The following is a 20,827-nucleotide window of genomic DNA, read 5'->3' as shown; positions in this document are numbered from 1 at the left end:
CACTTACTTTAGGCGATAGAGGGTTGCAGGTGATATGGCATTACAGCCCATATTGTGCGGCAGTTTGACACAAAATAAAATGGCGTAGACTCAAAGTCTACGCCATTTCGATTCATTCTTTAAACCAAGCCCTGTGGCTTATGGTATCAAAGCGAGATTACTTCTTATCGATTCGACCAACAAACAGTAGCTCATCGAAGGTACGGTTTAGAGTTTTGCTGGTGAAGTCGTTCATCCACATCTGCTCTTGAACAACGACAGTATCGCCTTTTTTCACTTCAATTTGTGGACCCGCTGCCCAAAAAGTTTTGTCAGCGTCTTTAATCTGTACGTAGGTATAACCGCCGCCATTCATGGTTTCCATGACAGTACCTTCATGCATAACACCTTGTGCCCATGCGCTTGAGATACCGAGTGCTAGAGTTGCTGCCGCAGCCAATTTCACTAATTTAGCTATCATCGGAAGTTTCCTTTAAAAGTAAGTTATTAATTCATAAGTATTAAAGCATGCGATAGATTATAAATCTCTAATTAGTCACAACTATAGTGAGTCAATACTCCACTATTAGATCCAACTCTCATTACAAAGTAATTTAATCTCTATCACGGAACTTTCTTAATTACAGTAGATTTATTGTTCAATTAGAGCCTGTACGCTTAGCTTCATCTAAAATGGGTTGCAACATACCTTCAAGCCCATTTAGTTTCACTTCATACATTAGCGCTAGTTGCTGACCCAACTTCCCCTCAGGAAAGCCTTTTGAGTGGAACCAAACTAAGTAAGGCTCAGGCAGTTCCAGTAAGCGCCTGCCAGCATATTTGCCAAAAGGCATCTTTTGAGTAATGGCTTCAAGCAGAAGTTTTTCATCCATCACCGACTCACCCCACTAAGATATTTAACCAATCAAAACTTGTCGCAGTGGTGCATTCTATCAAAGTTTCAGGGAAATACAGATCTAATACCAATCACATTATATATGTGATTGGTACAATACACGGACTAGCAGTAACAATGCCTAAATTATCAACAAATAGAGCTACACTCGCATATACTATTTAGTAATAGCAAAGAGTTTTTTATAGCGAGTGGGAATAACCAAGGCGGTTATAGAGCCGCTTAACGTAAAAATCAGCCCTGCATTTTTGTATCTAAAAAGGGTATTTATCTCCCCTGAAAAGCTAAGCAGCTAATTAACTTAACAAATAACCATTAACCGCAACACATCTTAATCTGGCGCCAAAAAAACAACGAAAGCAGCCAAAACGTCAAAAAAACATCGAGGGTCAATCCCAATAAAAACGTCAAAAATCATGCTGTTGACGAATTTAATAGATCAACCTAGATTTAACTTACAGTGACAGAACGATGAGATGGATGCCGTTATTAACAATAATCGTATCATCAGTACGCAAATGGTTACTAACCTTCACTGTTCTAATTGAGAAAAATAAATTCACCGCGTACAAGAGGAAAACAATATGATCATACTCGTCGGTGGCGAAAAAGGTGGTAGTGGTAAAAGTTGCCTAGCCCAAAATGTCGCTGTATTTCTAACAGCAGAATGCCAAGCCTCAGTCATTATGGTTGATTGCGATCCTCAGCGTACGACGTCAGATTGGATCCATGCTCGCAATAATAACGCCGATTTGCCAAGCATTAATTGTGTACAACTTTACGGTAAAATCCGTAATGATCTTCTCAGCTTAGAGCAGCATTATGACTACGTCATAGTCGATTGTGGCGGCCAAGATAACTTAGCACTACGTGCAACTATGTCTGTCGCTTCGCACGTACTGATGCCACTACGCCCTAAACGCCGAGATCTGAAAACCGTTAGCCACATGGATGATATCGTTGCTACTTGTATGATGATAAACCCTAAAATGCGCGCCACATTTGTTATTACCCAATGCCCTAGTTTGCCTAACCAAGCCAACCGTATCTTGGAAGCAAAAGAAGTTTGTAAGACATACGACATCAATGTGTTAGACGCGATTACCTACAGCAGAAACATCTATGATGACAGCGAAGAATCTGGTCTATCGGTACTCGAAATTGAACCTAAGGGCAAAGCCGCAAGCGAAATTAGAGGCATTGCCTGTGAAATGCTACAAGTCAATAATGCAACTGAAATTCGCAATCACCTTGCTGAAAAACACATGAACAAGATGAGAGGTAATTATGGGTCTGGCAGATCTCAAGAAAAACTCTACGCCGTCTAGTTCAACTCATAGGCAGATCCAAACGAGCCAACTGGCACTCGATGATCTGATTGATGACTTTATTAACGATGCGAGTCGTTACGCTTCAGGCCAAGAAGTACTCGCCACAAATCAAAGTAAAGTCATTGATTTAGAGCGACAGAAGGCGCGGTTTCAGCCTGAGTTTAGAAGTAACTTACTCAGTAATCAGCAAGCGGAAGAAACAGTTTTAACCGTGAAAAAGGGAAATGGCCCGGTGAGAAAGGCGACCTTCACCTTAACTGAGTCTGCCATCGCTCACTTAGCGACGCTTGCCAATGACTGTGATGTTGCAAAGTCGAAGTTAATTCGCTTCTTAATTGAACATCACTTTAATTTAAGCCCTGAACAGAGAAGAGCAAAAGAGAAAAGCATTATCGTTGAATGATAGTCGTTGAATAATGGTCTTTGAAAAACATGGATATAAAATAACTCTCCCTTCCCTTAGCTGGCAGTAAACCGACAGTTTTGAAGTATTACGCTGCCAGCATTTTTTCTCTCTACTCCTCAATCTTAATTGCCCTAGCGACTAAACCTAAATTAATACAAACTAATTTAATACATACTAATCCAACAAGCCCGTGGTTGAATCTTGTCCACCGTGTCCATATATCATGATTAACGCAAATAAATCTTAATAGAAAGGAAAGCTATGTTAGCTATTTTTCTTATCCTGCTTATCAGCGGTAGTGTGATTGCATGGATTGCAAGTGCGTCATGGCGCGCTCGTCGTCGACGAAAACATATTAGCCAACAGCCTTTTCCCCATGAATGGCGTAATATTTTAAAACGGCGTATTCCGTTCTTTAGAGTATTACCTGCGGATCTGCAGCTACAGCTGAAAAAACACATTCAAATCTTTATCGCAGAAAAGCATTTTGTCGGATGCGATGGCCTGCAAATCGATGATGATATTCGCGTCACTGTAGCCGCACAAGCCTGCTTATTATTACTCAATAGGCAAACCGACTTTTATCCAAGATTAAAAGAGATCCTGATTTATCCGTCCGCATTTATTGTCGAAAACCAGCAGCAACATGGTGCAGGAGTCGTGTCTGATCAACGAAGAGTGTTATCGGGTGAGTCATGGCAACATGGTCGAGTGATATTGTCTTGGCAAACAACCCAGCACGATGCCGCAGTACCAGATGATGGCAGTAATGTGGTGATCCATGAGTTTGCCCATCAATTAGATCAAGAAGATGGTAGTGCGAACGGTGCCCCAATTCTAAAAAATATCTCAGATTACGCATCTTGGTCTGAAGTACTAATGCAAGAGTATCAAAGCCTAGTCAATGCCACTCAATACGGTGAGTACTCACTATTTAGCTACTATGGCGCCACGAACCCTGCGGAGTTTTTTGCCGTAATAAGTGAAGTATTTTTTGAGAAACCTCATGAGTTTATCAATCAACATCCGGCGCTTTATCAAGAGTTGAGATCCTTCTACCAACTCGATCCAGTGAATTGGCAGTAACTCATAAACCTCTATAGAGTTAGTGTCAGTAAAACGGCTAGATGATTACAAGGATAGATATGTTCAAACTAAGTGCCTCGAAAGCAATATGTATTTTATTGTTACTCTCAAGCTCCATTTCAATCAATGCACTCGCAAATGCCAGCTCAGAAAGTGATAAACAGCAAGCTGCTGCGGTTTTAGATGCCTTAAACCAATACTCCTCCAATGCCGACTGGGATAGTTACTTTGCACTTTACGATGATAAAGGCATTTTTATCGGTACAGATGTAAATGAGCACTGGGGTAAAGCGGAGTTTGAACAATATGTCAGGCCAACAAAAGGCTGGCGTTACGATTTAACCAGTAGAAAGATGACGCAGCACGGTGATGTTATCTGGTTTGACGAAATATTATCTAGCCCCTCCTACGGCGTGAGTCGTGGCACCGGAACCTTAATCAAGACAACCAAAGGCTGGAAAATAGCCCAGTATCACTTAAGTTTTCCTATCCCTAATGCCATAGCAAAATCGATTACCCAACAGATAAAGACCGCAGAAAATAGCGACTGATAACAAGACAAACACGTGCTAAAACATAAATAACGCTGCAAGGCAGCGTTTTTGTTAACTTGAAATCTTAAGCCACAACTTAGTTTACGGTTCTTTCATATCAATTGCTTAAAATCAGCTATTCAATATGAGTGATTTAATATCTGTTACTCAATGCCTGTTATTTAATGCCTGTTATTTAATTGAGGCGGAAAAACAGACGTTTGCCATATCTACCAGATGGCTAAAGCTAGTAAAGTCATCGACCGATAAACGCCTTCCCGAGCTATCTCTGTCCGCATATACCACACCTATCGCAGTATGATCCATAATGAGCGGTGCCAACATAAACCCCGCTGCAGCCGTTAAAGATTTAGCTTCATCATCCATAAATAAACGCCACTTAGGCGAACGAGGATTATCAATGAACAGGGACTTCTTTAATGAAATACAGTCCTGAAATACGCTTTTAGCGCTGTTGTTCAATGAGATATTAAACGAGGCTTTCATTTGCTCAGCTCCCTCCCCATAAACAATCCTAGGGAGTAATGACTGTCGGTTCGGAGTCATCAACAACACACCGCACCGATCCACACCTACACCTGTTAAAACCCCTTTTAATGCGATGGTGAGTACCTGATTAAAATCTTGTTTATTTAACGCACACTGTGTGAGTTCTCGCAAACATTGCAACTGACGATTAGCATCTGCAACATAGATAACAAAAGCGGGTACGCTCTCCTCTAATTCACCGGAGAGGTATTTAGGCTCCGGTAAATGCTCCACTAATATCCGCGCGCCATAGGCGTCAGCCATGGTTTTAGTCGCTTTATGACAGCGGATCATCCGCCCCTTGAGTTCATCAACCTCTAAACCTAACATATCAGCAGTTTGTTTTAGTCGTTTCGACAACTCTGGCATGGATGGCTGGCTCTGACATAATATTTCACTGAGCTTATTCGCCAAAAAGATACTGCGGATCTCAGGTGTACGCTCATCGGGTTGGCTCAATGATTTTATCAGTAAACTGCCTAAGCCCCAGCTTCTAGCTAACCCTAAAGATAACTGCTCAAATGTGGCACCAAGTACCTCTCGAGTGGCCTTATTCGTCTCTTGAGAGGAGCTGCAATGCTTTAGTTTATGATCAAGCACTAAAGTTTCAGCACAGCCCGTACTCCAAAAAGCACTTTCACCTAAGTGATAAAGCAAAGAGGCAATAAATACCTCTTCTTGAAGTTCTTCATCGTAATCCTTGAGTAACATCTTTGTCAGCATTGCAGCCTGAAATGCCTGCGCCATCAGCTTCAGCATTCTGTTGTAAACACCTTCAGAGAGCCCTTCAGCTTCTAACAAACTGCTGAGCAATTTAGCCGTAATACAGATATTCTTAATCGTATCAAATCCCAACACGACAGCTGCACGACTAACAGTGGTAACCTGACTAACTCCCTTACTGTAAGTCACGCTATTTGCTACTCGCAAAATTCTGGAGGTCAATGCATTATCATGCATGACACTCTTACCCAGAATCGATAAGGAAGAGACATCGTCTTTTGCCAGCTTTTCGAGAGTTTTCACCGTTGAGCAAAGTGCAGGCATCTCTTGGTCACTAATACGATTAGTCCAATACTCTACGCCTTTATATCGACTGTTTTCTATATTACTTGCTTTCACGTTACTCTCATCTTATGACGGCTAGCCATCAAACTATGCAAGTGATGCCATGCTATGATTTCGTCCTGAAAATACACATTATTCGCTACAGCTATGCTCACAACCCTAATGCTCGCAACACCCACTTTAAAACCTATAATTACATTCTATACGTTAATAGCTAACAATAAAGCCTTTACAGTTTATTAACTTACATATCGTCAGTAAACTAGACCGATTTCAAAGCAAAAAAAACGGCTCCGAGGAGCCGATAATCACAAGCAAAACACACACAGCGAAGAGTGTAGTGTTAATAATTTAAAAACCCGCACAGCACGTAGGAATACTGTGCGGGGGACACAAGCTACAAAATGCAGCCAAACTTTTGCAAGGCAGGTTTTACTCCACCAGTATTTGATATCCCGGCTCCGTTAAGAAGTCGACCAGCTCGTCTGAAGTGGTGATCTGCTCTAACAGAACCGCAGCCTGAGTAAAACTGCCATGGGTAAAACGGTCTGCACCGACCTCGTCTTTAACGTGGGCGAGCTCCTCTACCAACATCTCTTGAAACAAGCCTTTAGTCACAATTGCGCCAGAGCTAAGCGGCTGCAGGTGCTTTATCCACTGCCAAATAGATGTACGAGATATCTCTGCAGTGGCGGCATCTTCCATCAAGCCGTAAATAGGCACACAGCCGTTGCCATTAATCCAAGACTCGATATATTGCAGTGCAATTCGAATGTTGAGGCGCATGCCCGCTTCTGTGCACTCCCCCTTTGCGGGCTTGAGTAGTTCTCTGGCGTGAATAGGAGCATCAACGTCACGAGTGATGTGTAGTTGATTAATATGATCTTCACCTATGTATTCGTTAAAAATGGCCATCGCAGTATCGGCAAGTCCCGGGTGAGCAACCCAAGTACCATCATGACCATTACGCGCTTCTAACTGCTTATCTTGCTTAACCTTATCTAGCACTTGCTGGTTAATCTCGGCATCCTTTGATGGAATAAAGGCCGCCATCCCCCCCATGGCTAAGGCGCCACGCTTATGACAGGTTTTAATCAACAAACGAGAATAAGCACTCAAGAATGGCTTATCCATGGTGACCGACTGTCTATCGGGCAACACCCTGTCGCTATGGTTATTTAGAGTTTTAATATAGCTAAAAATATAATCCCAACGACCGCAGTTCAGTGCAACAATGTTAGAGCGCAGTTCATATAAGATCTCATCCATCTCAAACACAGCCGGAAGAGTTTCAATTAAACAGGTACACTTTATCGTACCGGGCTGCAGGCAAAACCGCTCCTCAACAAATGCAAATACCTTAGCCCACCATCTAGCCTCAAGATGACTTTCAAGTTTAGGGATATAAAAGTAAGGCCCGCTGCCTTTACTCAATAACTTGCGGTAGTTATTGTAGAAATAGACGCAAAAATCAAACAAGCTCGCTGGAATTGCGACCCCACCAAACTGCACATGCTGCTCCAACATATGTAAACCACGCACTCGGCAGATGAGCACTGCGGGATTATCATTTAGCGAGTAATGCTTGCCAGTTTCCGTTGCGATATAGCTAATGTCGCCGTTAACTGCATCACGCAGGTTTATTTGTCCTTGCACGATTTTTTGCCAGCTTGGAGCAAGTGAATCTTCAAAGTCAGCCATAAATACTTTGGCATTTGCATTAAGCGCATTAATGACCATTTTTCTTTCAACAGGGCCAGTGATCTCGACGCGTCTATCTTGTAAGTCTTGGGGAATGCCGCGGATCAGCCAATCTCGCTGACGCAGCGCTTGAGTCTCTTCTAGAAAATCAGGCAACTCGCCTGAATCGATACGCTTTTGCTTAGCCTGTCTATTGGCAAGCAAATTGGGCACCTCTGCGGCAAACTGCTTGCATAAGGCCTTAAGCAAACACAATGTGCCCTCTGTCAGCACCTGCTCTTGGCCTGCCACTGCAGACCCATTAATCTGTAACTCTTGACTCGACACCAATGTATCTGAGCTCTCTAGTGCAGTTAATTGCTCCGTCATCTTTTATATCTCCTAAAACTTTTCCATATCCTTGATGACACCTAGCATTGGCAGCATTAGGTCGTCAGCGTTCAAGCTTTGAAGACTCAAAATATTCACATTGGTAAATAATGCTTGCTCCGAGTCTTCAAACTTATGACTTAGCCCATATGACTTAACTGGTGCTAAGGCCCCTAAGTCAGCATATGTTGATTTACAACAAAACCTACTGATTAAATGCTTCGGTTGCAAGCTAGCAGCAAACCATCCGCTCCCATTTCAGAACCGTTAAAACTGCGTAAACCCACAAATCAAAAAAACAACAAAAACCATGCAACCAACTGATTAACAATTAAAAAAGAAGAAAATAAATATAAAATACATTTTAAATATAGGACTTGTAAGACAAATTGACCATAGAGAGGTGGTTAAAATTAAATCCGTTATTAAATTTCAAAGCGTCAATATACTTTTACATCAAAAAGGATAAGCTAGCATCATAGCTATTCAGCACTGCGTTTATGTCTCACCTAATGGTTAACCTAATAACCACCTTTAAAACAAACACTTAAAACATACGTACATCGGCGCAAATTCAAACAACCGTTTAAACCTAACGTTTACGTTAACGAGATGTAGGCAGTATCAAGTATTTGTAATCCCCTGCGCGATAAATACTGACCAACATTAGGAAAAACATTGGTTCAAGTCTAAAAAAGTTTAAATTTTCCGAAAAAAGGCGTTACAGCAGAAGGGATTTGAAAAGAAGAGGCTACAGGCTCGAAGTATTGCCACATTATCTGTTGAGCTTCAATTAAGCCTGTCGAGATAACTAGCAAGTTTTTAAGCTGATATAACAGGCAGCCTAGTTAAATACGAGTGAGCGCTGGGTCTCGCTGCTGCACTGTAGCTCAAGCTCAGGGGTGTACAGCGTCACTCTATTGCGGCCTAAGTGCTTGGACGTATAAAGCGCGATATCGGCACGTTTTAGTAAAGGGTCTAGACTGAGATCCTCAAGTTTGTTACTCGACACGCCAAAACTAGCAGTGACTTTAAACGAATGCCCTGAGTACTTACTATCGATAGCAGCAATAGCCTCTTTACAACGCTGCGCGATGCCTAATGCGACCTCTTCACTTGAATAGGGTAAAAAGAGCGCAAACTCTTCTCCGCCCATTCGAGTAAAAATATCACTGTCACGAATAAGCGGTTTAACAGCAGATACCACATGCTTTAACGTCCAGTCACCCGTTGCGTGACCGTAACCGTCGTTAATGTTTTTAAATAGATCTAAATCAAATACCACTACGGAGAATTCAGCTTGGCGCATGCTGACCTGCACAAACTCATTTTCAGCAAAATCTTGTCCTGCACCACGATTGTAAGCGCCTGTCAGCCTATCGGTTAATGCAAGTTTACGATAACGTATTTTTTGGCGGTGACTATTAATAAGAAAAAACGACAAGAAAATCACGCTGCCAACCAACATACTCATGATCATGACATCGTTAGTGCGGTCAGATTGGTCTAACTCTTTCTGAGTTTCCACCAATTGCCGTTCCTGATTGAGTAAGGCAATCTCGCGCGCCTGCTCTTGGTGTTTAAACTTGGCCATCTGGTAGGCGTTAGCCTTGGCTTTAGTGTCATCGATAATCAGGTTAGTATAATATTGATGAGAGTCTAGATAGTCATAGGCAAGCTTATACTGCTTTGACTCTAAATAGAGCTGGGATAGTACTTTGGCGGCAATGGCTTTATACTCGATGTGACTTGGGTCATCACTTAACCCCATCACCTTATTCGCAAACTCTTCCGCTTGGGGGTAATCTTCTAACGCAAGGTAAGTTTGACTCAATAGTGCATTAACATGATTGATTTCAGTTTGAAAATTAAATTCTTGATAGGCTTTTAACACTAGCTCTAACAGGCTTTTAGCCCTCTTATAATCCTCACCTTGGATAGCGATTTCGGCTAATCCTTTTTGAGACATCAAGCCAATCAGCGGGAATTGATTGGCCTCACAAAAAATCTTACTACGTTGAAAACGGCTCTCAGAACTTTTATATTGTTGTTGCTTTAAATCGGCAACCGCAACAAACAATAATGCGAAACAATGCACTCTAGCTTCACCATCTTGACTAAGCGCCAAGGCTTTTAAGGCATACTCGCGCATATCGTCATAAGCATCCAGTGCCAGCGCCAGATTTGCCAAGCGTACGTATGATCCCATCTTAATATCAATATCGGTTATTTCATCTATGCGCTCTAAGTTTGCGGTCATTAGTGCTAGAGCAGCGGGATAATCTTTTAAAGCAATATAATTTGTGGATAAGTATTGATAAATTTTGTTAAGTGTTGCAGTGCTTGGGGTAAGTTGCTCGGCTTCTCTTAAAAGTTGTATAGAGGGATGATAATCCCCAGCATAGGTTTTCCCTATAGCTATATACATTTTTAATCTAGCCTTTTGTTCATTTGAAAGCTCTGTCCAAGAAGTTAACAAGGATTCAATAATAGCTTCTGCCTCTACTTGGGAAGAGCTACTTGCTTTATCAAGCTTATTTAAAGTTTCATCATAAGATTCATCGTTAGCATTTCCCGCTAGAGGAAATGCTAAACAAAAAAAGAGCCCCACGATGGAAACCCAGTTCATTATCGTGTTACTTCTTATTGGCATGAACGACCAAATACCCTTTAGTTCCCTTATCACCCGACAATGACTTAAGCTTGCTATCATCACCTGACATCACCGCTTGGATCTCAGCATCACTTAGACCATTGGCCTGCATCACACCTTGAGGATCTTGCTTATACTCCTCTAGCAGCTTGGCATCTGAACCTAGCTTCTCGAAAAACTCATTAAACTTTGACATTTTTATTCCCTTAAATTAAATGAAACTTACTTTTTGTTGATGGTTTTATCTCTGTTCTTATTACTCTCTTTACTACGTTAGCCTAACTCTTCGGCGGTGATCCCAAGCTTGGCCAACACTTCATGGTTAAACTCAAGCTCCCGCGAAGGCGGAATGAGCAAGGTGGTGATAGCTGAAAGTTGCGAAAATGGCAGGTCCTTCAACGCTACCTTTTCAATTCTTGGAGTTTGAGTCGGTAAATTAGGTGCCTCGTAGAGCACAATTTCATGCTCTAGCGGATACCACTCATTAAGCTGCTCTACTAAAACCTGTAACCTGTCTGATGAAGTATGAAATTCAGTTAAGGTATGCTCGCCGGCAATGCCAATTTGCCATAGCAAAAGGTGCGTTGTTGGATCCGGCGTGTGTTTATAGAACATAAATTGGCTGGCTTCGAAGCTTTGATGGCCTGATGCGCCGGGATCGATACCGACATCGGCCCATAAGCAGGCCTCGGCAGAAATACCCGGCTCCATTTGCGCTTGATAACCTTCTTCTCTAGCTTGAGTAATCGCAAAATGTGATACACAAGCAAACACGCCTGGGTGACCATATAGCGCACAGACGACCTTCTTACCTAGGCGCACCTGTTCCAGAATAGCGGCGACCATCTGCTGATAAGTATCGCGGCGGTTTTTAACCTCGCCCTCTTGGGCGTAATAGGGCTGAAGGCTGCGCACATCTTGGTTAAGTGATTCAAGCCAATGTTGTGCAAATCCGTCGGGCACCAGAGAAAACACCACATCGGCATGCTCTATGTAGCTTTTGCTCAATACGCTAATCTGTCCGGCCAAATTAAGCCCTGTGCCGACACAAACTAAAGTCCCTTTTTCTTTTGCTGTCATTTACTCTCTGCCTACTCAATGCAAATTATGTTTGTTATTGTTTTATTGTTGTTTCGCAGTTGATTAATTTTTAACTGAAATCCCGATACAAAACAATGTTAAATTAGGTAAGCCAAGTTAACACAACATTTATGTAACTTAAACTAAAAGTAGACTGATACATCTTCTTGCTCTCGGTCGCTTATTGCTTGTCAGTTAAAAGATTTACCTTGGCAAAATAACTTAAATGATTTGATAGCAAACACGCATTTTTCTCTCGATGGCAAAGCTACAAAGCAAAGCTTAAAAGCTAATCTTAAAAGCTAGGTTTAATTTCGACTGACTGATATAAAATGAACTTGTTCGCTATTATTGACTCAATATACTCACACCGCTGAGATGAATATTGAGTCCAGCATATAAGTAAAGAATTACGCCCTAAGCACGCCTTGACGCAATAGCTCTTGTCATGAGGGGGACTGCTTGGGTATTATGACCGACAGATTTTGATGAAGTAGCGCATTCAATGACAATTAAAAAGAAAAGTCTTACCCTTTTGGGCGCTACTGCGCTCTCGTTATCACTTAGTGCTTGTAGTGTATTTGACTGGTTGATCTATAAACCTGATATCCCTCAGGGTAACTATATGGAAAAGCAGCAAGTCGAAAAGTTGCGGATCGATATGACTAAAGAGCAGGTAGAATACGTGCTTGGACGTCCGGTTCTACGCGACAGCTTCTCTGACGATACTTGGTATTATGTCTACCACTATAAGAGTGGCCGTGACGCCAGCATTATTCATAAAGAACTTATTCTTAACTTTAATGGCGATATGCTAGCTGAAGCGAAAGGTGATTATGAGCTTAGCCCTGACTTTGGGATCCCGCTTGAAGAAAGCAAGTTACCAGAGGTCAACACCCCTGATGGTGATCCTTTGATCCCAGAGCAACGCCCTCAAGCTAAGCCTTTGATTGAAGAGAAACAAACTCAACCAGAGACCCTCTCTGAAAAGTTTGAATAACTGACTTTAAACAGATTAACTCAAATAAAATGGCGAGTTCCTATTGGAGACTCGCCATTTTTTATACATCTTATTTGCTAAATCTTACTGTCGATTTATTAAAGCTTGCTACCGGTCTTTTTATTGACTCGGCCTTCATCTTTCGCTTTTTCGACACGCTTACGGCGCACATCTTTAGGATCTGCGATTAATGGCCGGTAAATCTCAACTCGCTGACCAGGCAGCAACACTTCATCATGCTTTACTAAGCGACTAAAAATACCTAGTTTTACTGTTTCTAGATCTATTTCAGGAAAGTAATTCTGCATATCACTCAATTTGACAGCATCGATGCACGTCGTCCCCGGTGGGATCTGAAGCTTAATCAGCTTTTGCTGCTTTGGTAGCGCGTAAATCACTTCGACTAAAAATGGTGTTTGTTCACTGCTCATTTGTATATCACCTTTGCGCGACTGGTAAATGCCGTCACCATGGATCCCATCAGTTCTTTAAAGACTTTACCGAAAGCTATGTCGGCAATCGAGCTTGAGAACTCAAACTTCAACTCAAATTCCACCTTGCAGGCATCCTCGGTCAGCTCAGTAAACTTCCAATGACCTACAAGCTCTTTAAATGGACCATTTTCCAGCTGTAATTGGATACTTTTGCCAGAGACGACTTGATTGCGAGTGGTAAAGGTTTTACTGATCCCCGCTTTTGCTACATCAACCGACGCCAGCATGGTTTTGCCATCAAACTCGATCACCTTGCCACCGACGCAGCCCGGCAAGAACTCTTTATAAGACTCAACATCATTGACTAAGTCATACATCTGCATCGCGCTGAAGCGAACTAGTACACTGCGTGAAATTTGCGGCATTGACGATTGCTACTCAGTAATTTAAAACCAAAGGTCGATTTTAACATGAACACAAAAAAACGCATCTTTGATACCACTCAGCGCAATTAAGCGGCTAAAAAGCAAACAAACTCACCTATCACGGTAACAAAACATCGAATAAATCGATATCGCCAATTCCATATTTGTTTAGCGCGAGTATAATAGCTGCCTATGGCTAAGAAAAACGCAAAAAATTCAAAGAACAGTTCAGCTTCAATCGCCCGCAACAAGCGCGCGACCTTTGACTATAAGTTTGAAGAGAAGCTAGAAGCAGGCCTATCCCTCATGGGATGGGAAGTTAAGTCTATCCGCATGGGCAAGGTTAACTTGTCTGAGAGCTATGTGTTCCTAAGAGAAGGCGAAGCTTACCTTTTTGGTTGCACTATCGCGCCACTTAATACTGCATCCTCCCATGTCGTATGTGATCCGCTCCGCTCGCGCAAGCTACTGCTTAAACGTAAAGAGTTGGATAAACTTCAAGGTTTAGTTGACCGTAAAGGTTACTCTATTGTCCCAATCTCTATGTATTGGCAAAAAGGTGCATGGGTAAAGATTGAAATTGGCTTGGGTAAAGGTAAGAAAGAACACGATAAGCGTGACGATACTAAAGATCGTGAATGGCAGATAGAAAAGGCTCGTACCATAAAGAAGGCGGTACAGCAGTAATTTCAATAACGTACGTGGTCAATAACGTACGTATAACGAACAATCGATTGCTAATGCGATTTTTATGCTTGGTAAAACAAGGTAGGTCGCGTTACAATCACATTGTACTTGGGGGCGATTCTGGATTCGACAAGATTCTCGAAACCCTGGGAGCATGCCGAGGGGCGGTTGGCCTCGTAAAAAGCCGCACCGTTATAGTTGCAAACGACTCTAACTACTCTCTAGCAGCTTAGGCTAGCTAGCCATCTGTCCAAAACTTCTCAAATGGGTTTGGTTTATAGATGGTCATCTTACATTTGATAGCGAGGGAACCACGTTCAGGGGTGAACCGCGAAACAGTACTGAACTCGCCAATTGCAATCCTGTCTTTCGGAGTGTACTTGGTTAACCAAAAGAGAGACTAAGCATGTAGCGCCTTGGATGTAGGCTTTTTGGACGCGGGTTCGAGCCCCGCCGCCTCCACCAAATACTAGAAAGGCCAACCTTAACCGGTTGGCCTTTTTTTCTGCCTGTTTTCAGCCACTTACAGTCGACTTACTTGATAATTGGTGGCGTGTTTTGCTTAATCAGCGGTTAATCATCAATGGCGGCAAGTAGCTCAATGGCGGCAAAGTGGCGACAGCCGAATTAAAGTGGCGACATGGGCGGCACTGAATTACCCTCTTTCTTCATTTCAGTTTTATTATTATTTAACTTAATGTTTTTATTGTGTTTGATCGTTCCCTCGTTTTTTAAGCTTTGTTGCTAAAACCCCACGAAATCCAGCGAAAACCCAGCATTCATGCGGCTTTCACGATTGCTTGCGCTCTCACAGCTCCTGTATGGAACTGTAAAACAGTGAAATAAACCGCGATCATTTCAGATCTTCGATCCTTTAAAAGCCCTAGGAATGGCGCTGTCTGCGCCTATGAACTGCAATAATCTAAAACTGAAATTAAAAAATTATATAAAGCCCGCAGGAGGGGAGGAAGAGTGCGGATTTCGTGGCGCGGATTCTCTGTGGGGCTGGTTTCCGTGGGTAAACTCGGTGTTTACATCTGGGCGCGGGTTCGAGCCCCACGACAGGAACCTAACCGGCGTCGATGGTTTTGCTTTGATTAATTCATATCGAGCATAGGTAGGATTTGCTTTACTGCAGGTATCAAAAAGCCTCACTTAAAATGAGGCTGATGTGTGGTGAAGTCTAGACTTAGCCTGGTATATTAAGGTTTCTAAGTATTTCAACCAAGTTTTCACTGAACGTAGCAAGTTCAGATAGGCCCGAGAACATCTTTTGAATACAACGCTCTGCAGAGCTTATGCCCTCAACACCTTCAATCCAACTTTCCAAACCTTCTTTGACAATATCCATATTGTCTTCAATAAAATCTCTTATCTGTTTTTTTTCCATTTCATTTAATTTTTGCGATGCCTTTACTGCATCAGTAAAGTCTTTAAGAATAGTAACTTCTAGATTTTCTACTCTACCTTTAGTGAAGACTTCAGCCAACTCTGCCTTCCCGTTCGTTACAAACTCCAGCGGCGATATTTCCTTTTTAACGTAATGTTCTTCCATGCAACCTACTATTCATATAAATGTTCGGAATAAGCAGACTACATTATCACTTTGTTTCTGGCTACTTAGTGATTGGTCGAGTTTGCCATTTTGTTTGCTGGCCTGTGATGCTTCATTGATAACGGATTGCTCTGATAATAACGGCTATCAGCTGACTTTGTATGTGCCTGATGAACTGCCGCCTGTGACTTGCACTTGGGCGTTGCTGGTGATCTCGGCTACGACTGCGGCGGCTATGGCTTCGGCCATCTTGGCAGCAAAGGCGTGTTCGCCATTAGTGGTAAAGCCTCTGGCCTCTAGTTCGCTGACTATCTTGCCCTTTAGTGATGATTGACTTAATGCCATGTGACTTCCTTATGTTTGCCTTGCTACTTACCTGCAGTGACGGTTGATGAACCATCGCCATGTGGTGCGCCTGTAAAATGGCAGATGTGGGCACAAGTGACCACGGCCTTACCGCCATTCATTGTGATACGTTCGGCGGTGGTGGCTTTAGTGCCGCCAATAGTTTGGGTTAGATCACCTGCTATTTCTTCAATCTTGTTTTCTAGTATCTTGATGCGTTGGTTTAAGCATTCAAGCTTATCGTCTTTATCTGTTTTGTTGTCGAAGTTGCCCTTGTCATCAATATGCCGATACACCCCATCACGCACTTGATTGCGGGTTTCACCTGCTTTGATGGCTGGCAAGTCCCAGCCAAATGGTAATACGGTTCTGATGAATGGTTTGTCAGGTCTGCCGTAAGCAAAGCCTATTTCGACTATTGAGCCAATCGCAGGCGGTTCTAGTCTGCCTGCTTTATTGCCTGCACCAGGTAGTGGTAATGGCACGGCTTGCAATGGTTTTGATTTGGTTTCGGTACCGTTTTCATCAAGCAGCTGCACGTCAACGGCATAGCGTGGATAAAATGCATCACTGCCACGTTCGCCCTCTTCTGTTGGCAATTCTGGCAGTGCAACTACTTTGCCCCAGCGCGGTAAGTGTAGGCCTGATGTCAGCTCAGGAAACAGGCGGCGCACTATACGTTTGATTACGGTATCCACTGAGATTACTCCTTACCAGCTTATTATCATTTGGGTTTGTCTGAACTCAACCGATTTAATGCGCTCATTATTAGCGGTCACATGTGGCCGCACCATTGGCGTGGCTGGCATGGTGGCCGTTCTGCCTACTTGGTGGTTGGTCATCATGCTTGTTGGGATCACTACTGGCTTGTCGTGCCAAAATGAATCTTGATAGCTGCCGATATAGATTTTGCCATTGCCCTGCTGGTGCCAGATAAAATCTGGTATTTGATAGGCGCGGCCAATGTTATCTAAGATTTCATAGCCTGAACCATCACAGTAAAAACAGGGTATGGCGGTTTCGCTGTAGGCTTTATCGGGTACCACAAAATCTAGGCCTGTTTGCTTGGTTACTTCATCGAGTACTTGGCGCATGGTTGGGTGGCGCAGCATTACGCTTAAGTTAAAGGCGAGTGATGCGGCAAGCTCTCGACAAAACAGGGTATACCATCCATTAACTGCGGGCATTACTCGCTCGACGTAACCAATAAATACTCTATCAACCATGTCGCCCCAGCCTAAATCAAGCGCCACTTTATCCAAGCGATTCACTTTGGTATTGACGGTTATTTGGCAAGTACCTGGCGAGTCACTTTTTAACACTAACCAATGGTTTTTTAATTCCACAGGCTTAGCGTTAACCGTGGCACGGGCAATAAAGCGAGCGTTCGGCTTATTCATTAAGTTCTCAACTCACCAAAGTTTTCAGTTAGTAGCTTATCCAGTGAAGCATATTGCACACCGGACTGTTCAACTTCACCGCCTTGTTGGTTGGCGGTTGCCTGTGGCAAGCGTTGTTCCTTTTTCTCTGGCACTGAACGATATTCACTTAAGGTAAAGCTAACGCGCCATTGTCTTGTGGTTTGCTGCTCAACTGCATCAATCTTACTGGCAAAACGCACTTGCTTAACACCAAGCGCACTCGCTGTGTGATTGCTGATGCGGTAGATCATTCTTGCACCCGCCTCAGTCGCCTCGGCCATATTGAACAAGTCTGATAATTGCGCGACTTCAGTAAAAGGAATAAAGCCAGCCACACTTAGCATTTTGGCCTTAGCGCCTGTTTCGGCGCTATCGGTGCTCGAGCTCTGGCCGCTGGCGTCTTCACTGGCGAGTTCTTGACTCGCCGTGATCTGCAGAGCTTTGAGCTTAAGTGCAGCGCCATTTATTAATAACATAAATAGCCCTCATTACTCTGTCGCCACATATAATGTACTCCAGTCATCACCACGCCCATCATGCTTGAATTTTGACCACCCAAATAGCATTCGCCCATTTTCAGGCGTATTACTTGTGTTCTTGGTGAACATGCCGATAGGACAAGCATTGTTATATTCATAGTTCAGATATGGAGCAACATTAGAATACTCATCAAGCTTTCCCCACCAATCGTTACCAGAAAGCGTTCCGATTTTACCTGATGCATCCGCAACCTTTCCGGCAACACCTTTAAATTTATTATTTCGAACTATGCTTTTATTTTCTCCACGAAATTGGCATATAACCATTTCTTTTAATGTTTTCACTTCATTGTTTTCAATTGTAAAGCATGGGGTATTTCCATCACTATTTGATGATGCAAACGCGTAACCGTCACCAGTTAACAGTAAATCATTTCCTATTACTTTTGTTTCTATACTTGAACCGAAAATCTGCCCCCCTTTTGCTGCTACTCCTTTGTTTCCACTAAATAATTTAACATTGTAAATTAGCTGGCCGATAGAATATGAATTATAAACCACATTATCTGAAACTTTCTCGCAATTCCTAAACACTGTTTTAGCATAAACATTAAACATATTTGACTCAACATTACTCCAACCTCCTAAAACAATACAATTAATTGGTTTGGTATCAACTTGTTCAACTCGGTTTTTATTAAAAAATAATGCATCACCCTTATTTTTTATAAACCTAACAATATTGGCAATGTCTGTCCCATGCTTATTGTCAAACAATATATAATTACCTGACACGTCAATATTATTACATTTATTATTCACATCCCCATCATCACCAACTCTAAATATTGAGTCTGTAAATCCAGAATCTATAATTGTATTATTTGTAAACTTAACATTATTGACTCTACCATCTTTCGTCCCGTTAAATGAAAGTGGAAAAATACTTATAAATGTTCCATGAACATGCTTTTTAGCACTCCCTTTAAAGACATTGTTATTTATAGTTACATCATTTACTGCGCCGTTAACTCCAAATATTGCAAGAACTTCATCGCCTGAATCTTTATCAAACACTGAGTTCATTATATTAATATTTTTTGTTACCCCACCTACATTTATATTACGAACCCAACATCCCCCCGCATAATCACCTGTCTCATTCCTGAAGTATGACTTGTCTATATTTATATCTGTATTATCCGTTTCTATGTCAAAAGGATTAAATACTTGAGTTCGTATATTTGAGTGTGTTGATTTAAATCTATTTAAGCTTACATTTTTTGAATACCTCAACATTATCCCTGACGATGCTTGATCTTTACTTTGTTCATTATGTGCATCACATCGAATTTCCAAACCATTAATATCTAAATCAGTCACCCCCTGAATCAACCCTACTGCTCTTCTAGTAATTGGGTTGTTATTCGTGCTATCTGTCCAGTTATCATGAGCCCATAACGTAGCGTTATACCCATCTATTCGCATTCCACCTTTAAACCTAACTTGAGATGTAACCGCATAACCTTTTGGCGGCATAAATACATTGTATCCGCATGCAAAACAAGCATTCACATTGATTGTATTATCAGTTGCATTAACATTAAATATATCTTCTAAACCTGAATTTATTGTCTTTGCTACTTTTGAAGGAGAAGAAACAATCGCATCTCCTTTCCCGCCATATCGATACAAATGACCAGCCGGATATTTATTATTTTCAAGCAGTATTCTCTTTCCGCTAGTGCAATATAGAATCTGGGTCTCTCTGTCAAACCTCAGAACGGTTTCCTCTGAAGCAACCGTTATAAAACTTCCATTTTGTGCAATTTCAATATAGTTATCAGGATTAAAGTACAAATCTCCGTTAAATATAAAATTATTATTTTTAACTTTTGCGCCAACTATCAAGTTAATAATATTACTCTTCCCTGTTGCAGCCTGAAGAACATTAGTCTGCATTTCTGAGCTTGTATACCTTAAATCATCAACATCATTAGCCGCATTAACCACAGCAAGCTTAAACACGTAATGCTGTACACCTTGCACATCAATGTAATCATCCATTTCGCCATCGGTGACGGTAAACGCAACTTGTGGTGTCCAAACGCTGTTAGCTGTACCGCTAAACCACGCATCTACATACACAAACTGTGGGTATGACTGCAGGGTTAAAATATGTTCTTGCTTAAGTTCAATGCGTAGGCCAGACACATAACCCACACGGCAACACGCTAAAGCTGTTAGCTGTTGCACGTGGTACCACTTTAAAGCCGTCTTCAATAAACCAATCTTTGCCGTTCATGTCTGCGGCAAGCTGTTGCGTTAATTTATCCATGCCACCTAGGCGTGCAGTAAAATCTAGCTGCCACGTTTCAGGCGCTACGTTAATACCAGTGAGATCGGCAATACCTGAGTACTCAATACCAAAATTACGGTTTAGGGTATTACCAGCCACACCCGGCTCGGTGATGGTTTTTACCGTGGTTGGGATATGGTTAATTGCAACTAACGTTTGGTTAACTGACGAGTACAAGCCTACCCAGTTAAATTCAAACGGACCCGTTAAACTATCAAGTACGGCTGAGTAAACCACTACATTGTCGTTAATGCGGCCAACTTGCTGCACAATTTGCTCGTGCACCTTATGTTCGGTTGGTATTCCCTCTTCGCGGTTAATTGGCGCAGTAGGGTCTTGGTCTGGTACGTTAGCAAAAATAAAGGTGTCAATGTCTAGCTGCTCATTAGCTTGTGCTTTAGCTGCAAAGAGTTTTTCACCTGCGATTGTAATAACTGAAGCCATGTTGTTT

Annotated in this window: 22 protein-coding genes and 1 other RNA gene; 7 read left to right on the top strand and 16 right to left on the bottom strand. The window is 42.2% G+C overall.

Going from position 1 to position 20,827, the window contains the following annotated elements; translation table 11 throughout:
• Positions 1–157 precede the first annotated feature (157 nt).
• Both SHAL_RS06995 and SHAL_RS06990 read right to left on the bottom strand, forming a co-directional pair.
• Positions 158–460 (bottom strand): hypothetical protein, encoded by a 303-nt coding sequence (locus SHAL_RS06995; protein ID WP_012276466.1) that lies wholly within the window; start codon positions 458–460, stop codon positions 158–160.
• A gap of 178 nt (positions 461–638) precedes the next feature.
• A complete protein-coding gene (locus SHAL_RS06990) occupies positions 639–872 on the bottom strand; it encodes a DUF3820 family protein (protein WP_012276465.1) in 234 nt (77 codons plus the stop codon).
• 607 nt (positions 873–1,479) lie between these two features.
• On the opposite strand from SHAL_RS06990, the gene SHAL_RS06985 reads away from it, so the two are divergent.
• The 4 genes from SHAL_RS06985 (at position 1,480) to SHAL_RS06970 (ending at position 4,269) form a co-directional block, all read left to right on the top strand.
• Complete coding sequence (locus SHAL_RS06985; protein ID WP_012276464.1) at positions 1,480–2,223, top strand: AAA family ATPase; 744 nt, start codon at positions 1,480–1,482, stop codon at positions 2,221–2,223.
• Complete coding sequence (locus SHAL_RS06980; RefSeq protein ID WP_012276463.1) at positions 2,183–2,629, top strand: hypothetical protein; 447 nt, start codon at positions 2,183–2,185, stop codon at positions 2,627–2,629. The genes SHAL_RS06985 and SHAL_RS06980 overlap by 41 nt, the downstream gene beginning before the upstream one ends.
• A gap of 264 nt (positions 2,630–2,893) precedes the next feature.
• Positions 2,894–3,718 carry a M90 family metallopeptidase gene (locus SHAL_RS06975; protein ID WP_012276462.1) on the top strand — a complete coding sequence of 275 codons (825 nt, stop codon included), beginning with the start codon at positions 2,894–2,896 and terminating at the stop codon, positions 3,716–3,718.
• A gap of 59 nt (positions 3,719–3,777) precedes the next feature.
• On the top strand, positions 3,778–4,269 hold the full coding sequence (locus SHAL_RS06970; RefSeq protein WP_012276461.1) for a nuclear transport factor 2 family protein: 492 nt from the start codon (positions 3,778–3,780) through the stop codon (positions 4,267–4,269).
• Positions 4,270–4,443: 174 nt separating this feature from the next.
• Here SHAL_RS06970 and SHAL_RS06965 read toward each other — a convergent pair whose 3' ends face one another.
• The 5 genes from SHAL_RS06965 to SHAL_RS06940 all read right to left on the bottom strand — a co-directional run bounded on the left by SHAL_RS06965 (position 4,444) and on the right by SHAL_RS06940 (position 11,671).
• Positions 4,444–5,922: an HDOD domain-containing protein gene (locus SHAL_RS06965; protein WP_012276460.1), complete on the bottom strand. Its 1,479-nt coding sequence runs from the start codon at positions 5,920–5,922 to the stop codon at positions 4,444–4,446.
• Positions 5,923–6,300: 378 nt separating this feature from the next.
• Positions 6,301–7,938 carry a malate synthase A gene (aceB, locus tag SHAL_RS06960; protein WP_012276459.1) on the bottom strand — a complete coding sequence of 546 codons (1,638 nt, stop codon included), beginning with the start codon at positions 7,936–7,938 and terminating at the stop codon, positions 6,301–6,303.
• 844 nt (positions 7,939–8,782) lie between these two features.
• Positions 8,783–10,366: a tetratricopeptide repeat-containing diguanylate cyclase gene (locus SHAL_RS06950; RefSeq protein ID WP_223296252.1), complete on the bottom strand. Its 1,584-nt coding sequence runs from the start codon at positions 10,364–10,366 to the stop codon at positions 8,783–8,785.
• Positions 10,367–10,574: 208 nt separating this feature from the next.
• Positions 10,575–10,787, bottom strand: a complete 213-nt coding sequence (locus SHAL_RS06945; protein WP_012276457.1) for a hypothetical protein — start codon at positions 10,785–10,787, stop codon at positions 10,575–10,577.
• A 77-nt stretch (positions 10,788–10,864) separates the two neighbouring features.
• Entirely contained in the window at positions 10,865–11,671 is an 807-nt protein-coding gene (locus tag SHAL_RS06940; RefSeq protein ID WP_012276456.1) for an SAM-dependent methyltransferase, read from the bottom strand.
• A gap of 505 nt (positions 11,672–12,176) precedes the next feature.
• Here SHAL_RS06940 and SHAL_RS06935 point away from each other — a divergent pair.
• Complete coding sequence (locus SHAL_RS06935) at positions 12,177–12,671, top strand: outer membrane protein assembly factor BamE (protein ID WP_012276455.1); 495 nt, start codon at positions 12,177–12,179, stop codon at positions 12,669–12,671.
• A gap of 98 nt (positions 12,672–12,769) precedes the next feature.
• Here SHAL_RS06935 and SHAL_RS06930 read toward each other — a convergent pair whose 3' ends face one another.
• On the bottom strand, positions 12,770–13,102 hold the full coding sequence (locus tag SHAL_RS06930; protein ID WP_012276454.1) for an RnfH family protein: 333 nt from the start codon (positions 13,100–13,102) through the stop codon (positions 12,770–12,772).
• Positions 13,099–13,530, bottom strand: coding sequence for an SRPBCC family protein (locus SHAL_RS06925; protein WP_012276453.1), 432 nt, complete (start codon positions 13,528–13,530; stop codon positions 13,099–13,101). The genes SHAL_RS06930 and SHAL_RS06925 overlap by 4 nt, the downstream gene beginning before the upstream one ends.
• 192 nt (positions 13,531–13,722) lie before the next feature.
• Here SHAL_RS06925 and smpB point away from each other — a divergent pair, with 192 nt between their 5' ends.
• Positions 13,723–14,217: an SsrA-binding protein SmpB gene (smpB, locus tag SHAL_RS06920; protein WP_012154535.1), complete on the top strand. Its 495-nt coding sequence runs from the start codon at positions 13,723–13,725 to the stop codon at positions 14,215–14,217.
• 110 nt (positions 14,218–14,327) lie between these two features.
• Positions 14,328–14,682, top strand: a transfer-messenger RNA (tmRNA) gene (ssrA, locus tag SHAL_RS22555).
• Between the two features lie 724 nt (positions 14,683–15,406).
• Here ssrA and SHAL_RS06910 read toward each other — a convergent pair.
• The 7 genes from SHAL_RS06910 to SHAL_RS23415 form a co-directional block, all read right to left on the bottom strand.
• Positions 15,407–15,772 carry a hypothetical protein gene (locus SHAL_RS06910; RefSeq protein WP_012276452.1) on the bottom strand — a complete coding sequence of 122 codons (366 nt, stop codon included), beginning with the start codon at positions 15,770–15,772 and terminating at the stop codon, positions 15,407–15,409.
• Between the two features lie 147 nt (positions 15,773–15,919).
• Positions 15,920–16,117, bottom strand: a complete 198-nt coding sequence (locus SHAL_RS06905; protein ID WP_012276451.1) for a hypothetical protein — start codon at positions 16,115–16,117, stop codon at positions 15,920–15,922.
• 23 nt (positions 16,118–16,140) lie between these two features.
• A complete protein-coding gene (locus SHAL_RS06900) occupies positions 16,141–16,815 on the bottom strand; it encodes a hypothetical protein (protein ID WP_012276450.1) in 675 nt (224 codons plus the stop codon).
• A gap of 12 nt (positions 16,816–16,827) precedes the next feature.
• Positions 16,828–17,517 carry a hypothetical protein gene (locus SHAL_RS06895; protein WP_012276449.1) on the bottom strand — a complete coding sequence of 230 codons (690 nt, stop codon included), beginning with the start codon at positions 17,515–17,517 and terminating at the stop codon, positions 16,828–16,830.
• Positions 17,517–18,014, bottom strand: coding sequence for a baseplate complex protein (locus tag SHAL_RS06890; RefSeq protein WP_012276448.1), 498 nt, complete (start codon positions 18,012–18,014; stop codon positions 17,517–17,519). The genes SHAL_RS06895 and SHAL_RS06890 overlap by 1 nt, the downstream gene beginning before the upstream one ends.
• Before the next feature lie 12 nt (positions 18,015–18,026).
• Positions 18,027–20,273 carry a hypothetical protein gene (locus SHAL_RS22550; protein ID WP_223296251.1) on the bottom strand — a complete coding sequence of 749 codons (2,247 nt, stop codon included), beginning with the start codon at positions 20,271–20,273 and terminating at the stop codon, positions 18,027–18,029.
• Positions 20,212–20,820: a phage tail-collar fiber domain-containing protein gene (locus SHAL_RS23415; RefSeq protein WP_223296250.1), complete on the bottom strand. Its 609-nt coding sequence runs from the start codon at positions 20,818–20,820 to the stop codon at positions 20,212–20,214. Before SHAL_RS23415 ends, SHAL_RS22550 begins: the two co-directional genes overlap by 62 nt.
• Between the last annotated feature and the right edge of the window lie 7 nt (positions 20,821–20,827).

Source organism: Shewanella halifaxensis HAW-EB4, from assembly GCF_000019185.1.
In the GTDB taxonomy this organism is placed as follows: domain Bacteria; phylum Pseudomonadota; class Gammaproteobacteria; order Enterobacterales; family Shewanellaceae; genus Shewanella; species Shewanella halifaxensis.
Note: the sequence above shows the minus strand (reverse complement) of the source record. Positions and strands in the feature narration are given on the sequence as shown.